This is a genomic window from Roseobacter sp. N2S (genome assembly GCF_031454055.1).
Lineage (GTDB): Bacteria > Pseudomonadota > Alphaproteobacteria > Rhodobacterales > Rhodobacteraceae > Amylibacter.
The window spans coordinates 85516-92262 of sequence record NZ_JAVDQB010000015.1; the positions used below are offsets into that span (position 1 = coordinate 85516).

A 6747-nucleotide genomic window follows, 5' to 3' on the forward strand; every position below is an offset into this window, starting at 1 on the left:
GGCTTATGAAACATATACTCGATTTGACCCGCTTTCCGCTCGACCAACCGAACACGCCCGCTTGGGATGCTTTGGTCGCAAAATGCCGCGCCGATCTGGCTTCTGAAGGGATGTTTAACCTTGAAGGTTTGATGCGCCCCGATGTGGCCGCCGAAGTGGCTGAAACCCTGACCCCGAGCTTTGAAAAAGACAGTTTTGAACATGCGCGGATGCATAACATCTACTTTCGCAAGTCGATCCCCGAACTGCCCGAGGATCATCCCGCCCTGCGCCAGAACGAAACCGCAAACCGCACGTTATGCGCGGATCAACTGGGGCAAAATGCGCTGATGAAATTATACGAATGGCCGCCGTTTGCAGAGTTTTTGGCCGCGACCATGGGCAGAAACCAGTTGCACACAATGGCCGATCCTTTGGCGCGGGTGAATGTGATGTCCTACGGGCAGGGGCAGGCGTTGAACTGGCATTTTGATCGTTCTGAATTTACCACAACACTGCTGTTACAAGCCCCTGAACGGGGCGGCGCGTTTGAATATTGTTCTGATTTACGCAGTGCCGATGACCCGAATTATGACGGCGTGGCGGCGATGTTGCGCGGTGAAATTCCAACCAAAGTGATCGGCATTTCACCCGGCACGCTGAACGTCTTTGCTGGTAAGAACACCGCCCATCGGATCACCCCTGTTGCAGGGGAAACCGCCCGTGTGATTGCGGTGTTTTCCTATTATGAAACCGCTGGTGTGATGTTTTCCGAAGAAGAACGGGTCGGGTTTTACGGGCGGGCTTAACAGCTATCTGTTTGGGGGTGGTGGCAGGGCATCCCGCAGGGCCTGTTCGGTCACCCCCAGATCAGTGGCAGCTTTGGCGAAATCCAGACGTGGCCCACCGTTGGCTTGAAGAACCTGCATCAGCTTTTCGCCTGTAACGCCCAATGTCTCGGCGGCGCTGTCAAACCCCGGAGGCATCCCGCGGGGTCCACCGCCACCGGGAGGATCGTTGCGGGTAATATCCGTGCCCTCTGGGGGATGGGCGCCAATACCAACCTGCGCGGTTGTGGCAAAATTATCCTGCGCCTGCACGCCGACCAGACAAGGGGGCAGGTTCGGAAAATCTGTTGAGGCGTGGTAATGATAAATTGGCGCGTCGAAATCTTTGGTCATACCGATGTGTCCGTTGCAGGCGTCCAGATTGGTGGGGGGTTGGTGGTCGCTGTCCAGACTGCCGTAGATCGGGAAGCCGTCAAAGGCAAAACCGAATTGTGCGCCGGCGTCTTGGGGAAGGGCGCATACGGCGTCTACGTCTTCGGTTTTAAAGGCGGTTTGGATGTCGGTCGATGTGGCGTGCCAGTGATACCAGCCCCCCGGATCGATATGCCCGCCGCAGGTGTCAAGGGCGGGCATATGGCCTGTGTGCAGCACAGACGGCGCGTCAGAAAAGATCGGTACGCCGTTCAGGGCCATGCCGACTTTGCCAACGACGCCCAGTGATGTTGGGGTGTCGGCCATAACGGGGCTGACGGGGATCAGGGTGGTGATCACTACGGATTCATCGGGCGAAACACTGATGCAGGTGTGGTCTTGGGTGGGCTCCGCCTTGGAAATATCCGATGTGAAAACGGTTCCGTCATCATCGTACATTTTATACCCGAGACCCGCCAACATCTTTAGAAAATCGCCGTCCACACGGTATAAACCGGCAACTTCGCCATCCCATTCCCAGATGCCGCCTGCGTCCTCTAGGGTCGCGGGGCAAAACGGTCCGATATCCAGATTGGCAGGTTTATATCGGGTGGTGGTTCGGGCGCATTGTGCTGTGTCACCGTTCTCTAGGGTGCATTCCACGAATTCTACAGGTTGCGAGAGTGCGTTTTTGTCGAACAGATCGGTTTCGGGGCTGCCCTCATGGGCGAAGCTAAGGGTTGGCGCGGCGAGTAGGGTCGCCACGGCTATGGGGAAAAGGAATTTGGGTCGTCGCATGTGCTACTGCCTAGGTTTGAAAAATTCGGAATGCGAGGGTTGTACGCAGCGCAAAGAAAATTCCGTCGCGGCTTTGGCAAATAAATTCAGGGGCAGGTGGTTCCACCCGCCCCGATGCGCAGATTTAATCAAGCGTGATGCGATAGCGGGCAAAGCCGTCCGGTCCCTCGCCCGCCTGTTCCAGATCGACACCTTTGACATCGCTGATCCGGTCTTTGGCTTTGGGGCCTGTGTCAAACAAAACGCTGGTGTTTTCTAGCGGCTTAAAGCCCCAGTTGCCATCGGCGCTGGGGTTGATTGTGCCCTTTTCAACGATATAGCGCACGATCACATCGCGGTTGGTGTCGGGGCCTTCAAATACGATGGTGTCGCCTTTGGCCCCCGGAAACGCCCCGCCGCCACTGGCGCGGTAGTTGTTTGTAGCGACGATGAATTCCATGTCGTCGCTCACGGGTTTCCCGTCGAACATCAGGTCTACGATGCGGTTGGCATCCGGGTTCGCGATTTCGCCTTTTTCATCAAACATTGCAGGTTGGGACAGGTCGATTTTGTAGGTTACCCCGTCCATCACATCAAAGTTGTAAGACGGGAAAGACGGGTTCAACAGCAGTTGATCGGCTTTGCCCGCTTCAACCTGATTGAACATCCCAGCCGAGCGTTCGAGCCAGCCTTTCACCTGCGCGCCTGTTACTTTCACTGCGCGCACTGTGTTGGGGTACAGGTACAGATCTGACACGTTTTTGATCGCAACATCGCCTTTGGGAACGTCGGTGTAATATTCTGGCCCACCGCGCCCGCCTGCCTTGAACGGGGCGGCGGCTGATAGGATCGGCAGGGCTTCCCATTCGGTGCCTTTCATCATTTCGCTGATATACCAAGTCTGCGCCTGAGACACGATTTGAACGGATGGATCATCGGCCACCAGTGCAAAATAGGAATGCAGCGGCGCATCGGTTTTCCCGACCGAGCGGCGCACATAGGCCAAAGTGTCGTCATGTTCGGGCTGGATGCTGGCTTCGACCGCTGCCACGCTTTCGACCAGTGGTATGGTTTTGCGGTTCTCGTCCCGTTCGGAAATGGCGCGGGTTTCGGTGCTGGATGTGACAACCTGCCATTCATTGCCGGATTTTTCCAGCATCAGGTCGATCACCCCTAGGTGTGACCCCCAGAACCCGCCCATTGTGGCAGGTTTGCCGTGGATGGTGCCTTGTGCTGCGTCCACCCCTGCGAAATCGGCGTATTTTTCGGACGGGAAGACCAGATGGCTGTGCCCTGTCATCAGCGCGTCGATCCCGTCTACAGTGGCCAGCGGCACGGATGCGTTTTCCATCCCGTCGGTTTCTTTGGCTGACCCGATGCCCGAATGGGACAGAGCGATAATAATATCTGCGCCTTTTTCTTTCATTTCGGGCACCCAAGCGCGGGCGGTTTCAAGGATGTCGCGGGTCTGGACCTTACCTTCCAGATGGCGGCGATCCCAGTTCATGATTTGCGGCGGCACAAAGCCGATCAGCCCGACTTTGATGCTGTGTTTTGCGCCTGACCCGTCGGTGATTTCCTTGTCCAGAATCACGTAAGGCTTCAGCAACCCCGTATCCGCGCGGGGATTGGCACCCATTTCTTTCACCACATTGGCGCTGACCACAGGGAAATTCGCCCCCGCCAGCGATTTCATCAGGAAATCCAGCCCGTAGTTGAATTCATGATTGCCAAGGGTTGATGCTTCGTAGCCGAGCGTGTTCATCGCGGTGATGACGGGGTGCATATCACCCTCTTTCATACCCCGCTCATAGGCGATGTAATCCCCTAGCGGATTGCCTTGCAAAAAGTCGCCATTGTCTACCAGCATCGCATTGGTGGATTCCGCGCGGATCGCGTTTATATGGCTGGCCGTGCGCGCCAGCCCGACACTATCAGACGGGCGGTCGGCGTAATAGTCATAGGGGAAGACATGCACGTGCAAATCGGTGGTTTCCATAATCCGTAGATGGGCCTGATTGGCGGCGGCAGAAACGGAATAGGGGTGCAGTGCCAGCAAAGCCGTCGTGGCCGCGCCCGCCCCGAGAAAGTGACGACGATTAAGGGTGTTGCGTGCAGTGGACATGGCTGTTCTCCGGTTGATATGTGGTTTGCCCTGACCAGCAGACGGCCAGAACCGCCGAGCGCGTAACACGGGCGTGTGACACTTCTATGAAGCCAGTGATTCAAAGGGTGGCAGAAAACGTGTGACAGGCCGCAGCACCGCGGATTGATCCAGCCTAGGCCGCTTTATGCGACTCGACAAGAATTTCCCGCGTAAGCCTGTTTCAAAAAATCTGGGCTTAAAGCGGGGTGACTTTCAGTGGCACACCACCTTCGGGGCGCAGGGTCAGCACCAGCACGGGTTTTGGATCGCGCCCTTCAATCCGTTCAAATGCAAACCGCGAAATCAGCGTGGACAGGATGATTGTGGCTTCGACCATGGCGAAATGGCTGCCGATACAGACGCGCGGGCCATCGCCAAAGGGCAGCCAGCTGAACCGGTCATACCGCGCCTCTGGCCCGAACCGTTCGGGGCGAAAGGCGTTGGGGTCTTCCCACAGTAATTCATTGCGATGCAGGGCATAGACCGGCAGCATTACAGTGTCTTTGCGGCGGATTTCGCGCCCGCATAAGGTGTCTGCGGCTTGGGCTGTGCGCGACAGAAAGGCGGCAGGCGGGTAGAGGCGCAGGGTCTCTTTGATCACCTGTTCGCAATAGGGCAGGTTGGGCACATCTTGTGCGGTGGCGACCCTGCCTTGCAACACGGATTGAACCTCGGCGCGCAGTTTTTCCTGAACGATTTGGTCAAAAGCACACAGGTACAGCGCCCAGCCAAGGGTGAGCGCGGTGGTTTCATGCCCCGCCACGATAAAGGTCAGCAGATTGTCCCGCAGCTCGGCGCTGTTCATCTGGCGGCCGGTTTCGGGATCGGCCCCGTCCATCAACAAATCAAGTAGGTCGGGAACGGGTTTCGGCCCACTGTCGCGGCGCGCCTTGATGCTTTGATCGGCCACGGCTTTCATATTGCCAAGCGAGTTGGTCCCGAACACCCGCGACCAGCGCGGTACCCAAGTGGGCACGCCCAGAATATCAAACAGCGATACACGGGCGGTTTGGTCGATATAGGCATCGATGGCTTTATGCACGGCGCTGCTGTCCATGGCGCCTGATCCTGAAAAGGTCACGTCCGAGATGACCTCGAATGTGGCGCGGACCATCTGGTCAAACACATCCGCTTGCCCGTCGCAGGCCGCAAGGCGATCACAGACCGCCTGCGCGCTGGCAGACATGATCGGGGCAAGGCCCGCGATATTGCGGTGGGAAAATACCGGGGCCGCGGCGCGGCGCTGCCAGCGCCAATGGGCCCCTTCGGCGATGAACAAGCTGTCGCCGATACCGGGGCGCAGGATATTCTTGGTCACGTCGGATTTGGGATAGATATCCAGCTTTTCTTTCAAAATCCGCCGGTTTGCGTCGGGGTCCATCACCATATGCCAGCGAATAATCCCCGTCTTGCCGCTGATGATCGGCTGTTTTGTGGCGGCCTCGGGGATGATCTCTATCAAATTGTTACGGGCCTTGCGCAGGGTTTCCAGAATACCCATGGGCTGGCGGACCAGATCAACCTTTGGTGGCGTGGCAGCAGGGCGGGTTCCGTCGGGCATAGGGGGGCCTTTATACGTGGTTCCGATAGGCCAACTATAGCGCATTTCGCCCGTCTTGCCAGTCGCCCCATCGTCGCACAACCGCCCCCGATGCAGGTTCAACGCCTCCGACCCACCTTGCTGCCAGCCAAGCGGTGTCTTTTCCCTGCAATAGACACAGTTTGGTGTACGTTTTCGCAATTTTGACGGTTGATTTTTGCTCTCAGGCCAATTACCTGACACCCAATTGAAATAGGGGTGCTCTCGCATCTCTGGGGGTCTTGTGATAAGGCCTATCACAAAAGGCACTTTCGGTGCCGTATGAAGACGGAGGCCATCATGGCAAAAGAGAAATTTGAACGCAATAAGCCGCATTGTAACATCGGTACAATCGGCCACGTTGACCACGGCAAAACGACGCTGACCGCTGCGATCACGAAGCAGTTTTCGGACAACTTCAAAGCCTATGACGAAATTGACGGCGCGCCAGAAGAAAAAGCACGCGGTATCACGATTTCGACTGCGCACGTTGAGTATGAAACAGCAAACCGTCACTATGCACACGTTGATTGCCCGGGCCACGCTGACTATGTGAAAAACATGATCACCGGTGCGGCGCAAATGGACGGCGCGATCCTGGTTGTGAACGCAGCCGATGGTCCTATGCCCCAAACACGTGAGCACATCCTGCTGGGCCGCCAGGTTGGTATCCCGTCCATGGTTGTGTACATGAACAAAGTTGACCAGGTAGACGACGAAGAGCTGCTGGAACTGGTTGAAATGGAAATCCGTGAGCTGTTGAACGAATACGGCTACCCGGGCGACGATATTCCTATCATCGCAGGCTCCGCTTTGGCTGCTCTGGAAGACCGTGACGATGCAATCGGCAAAGACTCCATCGACAAACTGATGGCTGCTGTTGACGAATACATCCCACAGCCACCACGTGCTGTTGACGAGCCTTTCCTGATGCCGATCGAGGATGTGTTCTCGATTTCCGGTCGTGGTACAGTTGTAACCGGTCGTATTGAACGCGGCGTGATCAATGTTGGCGACAGCATCGAAATCGTTGGGATCCGTGACACAGCAACAACCACTTGTACGGG

Annotated in this window: 5 protein-coding genes; 2 read left to right on the forward strand and 3 right to left on the reverse strand. The window is 56.7% G+C overall.

Annotation, left to right across the window (positions count from 1 at the left end; translation table 11 throughout):
- Positions 1-5: 5 nt before the first annotated feature.
- Positions 6-788: a 2OG-Fe(II) oxygenase gene (locus GGE09_RS21950; RefSeq protein WP_309748272.1), complete on the forward strand. Its 783-nt coding sequence runs from the start codon at positions 6-8 to the stop codon at positions 786-788.
- Positions 789-791: 3 nt separating this feature from the next.
- Here GGE09_RS21950 and GGE09_RS21955 read toward each other — a convergent pair whose 3' ends face one another.
- The 3 genes from GGE09_RS21955 to GGE09_RS21965 all read right to left on the reverse strand — a co-directional run bounded on the left by GGE09_RS21955 (position 792) and on the right by GGE09_RS21965 (position 5662).
- Positions 792-1976 (reverse strand): YHYH protein, encoded by a 1185-nt coding sequence (locus GGE09_RS21955; RefSeq protein ID WP_309748273.1) that lies wholly within the window; start codon positions 1974-1976, stop codon positions 792-794.
- A gap of 124 nt (positions 1977-2100) precedes the next feature.
- Positions 2101-4080: a bifunctional 2',3'-cyclic-nucleotide 2'-phosphodiesterase/3'-nucleotidase gene (locus GGE09_RS21960; RefSeq protein WP_309748274.1), complete on the reverse strand. Its 1980-nt coding sequence runs from the start codon at positions 4078-4080 to the stop codon at positions 2101-2103.
- A gap of 217 nt (positions 4081-4297) precedes the next feature.
- The gene (locus GGE09_RS21965) at positions 4298-5662 is read right to left on the reverse strand and encodes a cytochrome P450 (protein ID WP_309748275.1); all 1365 of its coding nucleotides are present in this window, start codon (positions 5660-5662) and stop codon (positions 4298-4300) included.
- A 318-nt stretch (positions 5663-5980) separates the two neighbouring features.
- Here GGE09_RS21965 and GGE09_RS21970 point away from each other — a divergent pair.
- On the forward strand, positions 5981-6747 hold a 767-nt coding region (locus GGE09_RS21970; protein ID WP_309748276.1), incomplete at its 3' end, for an elongation factor Tu.

Coding starts and splice junctions, on each gene's coding strand:
- GGE09_RS21950 (WP_309748272.1), top strand. CDS start 6: ATGAAACATATACTCGATTTGACCCGCTTTCCGCTCGACCAACCGAAC.
- GGE09_RS21955 (WP_309748273.1), bottom strand. CDS start 1,976: ATGCGACGACCCAAATTCCTTTTCCCCATAGCCGTGGCGACCCTACTC.
- GGE09_RS21960 (WP_309748274.1), bottom strand. CDS start 4,080: ATGTCCACTGCACGCAACACCCTTAATCGTCGTCACTTTCTCGGGGCG.
- GGE09_RS21965 (WP_309748275.1), bottom strand. CDS start 5,662: ATGCCCGACGGAACCCGCCCTGCTGCCACGCCACCAAAGGTTGATCTG.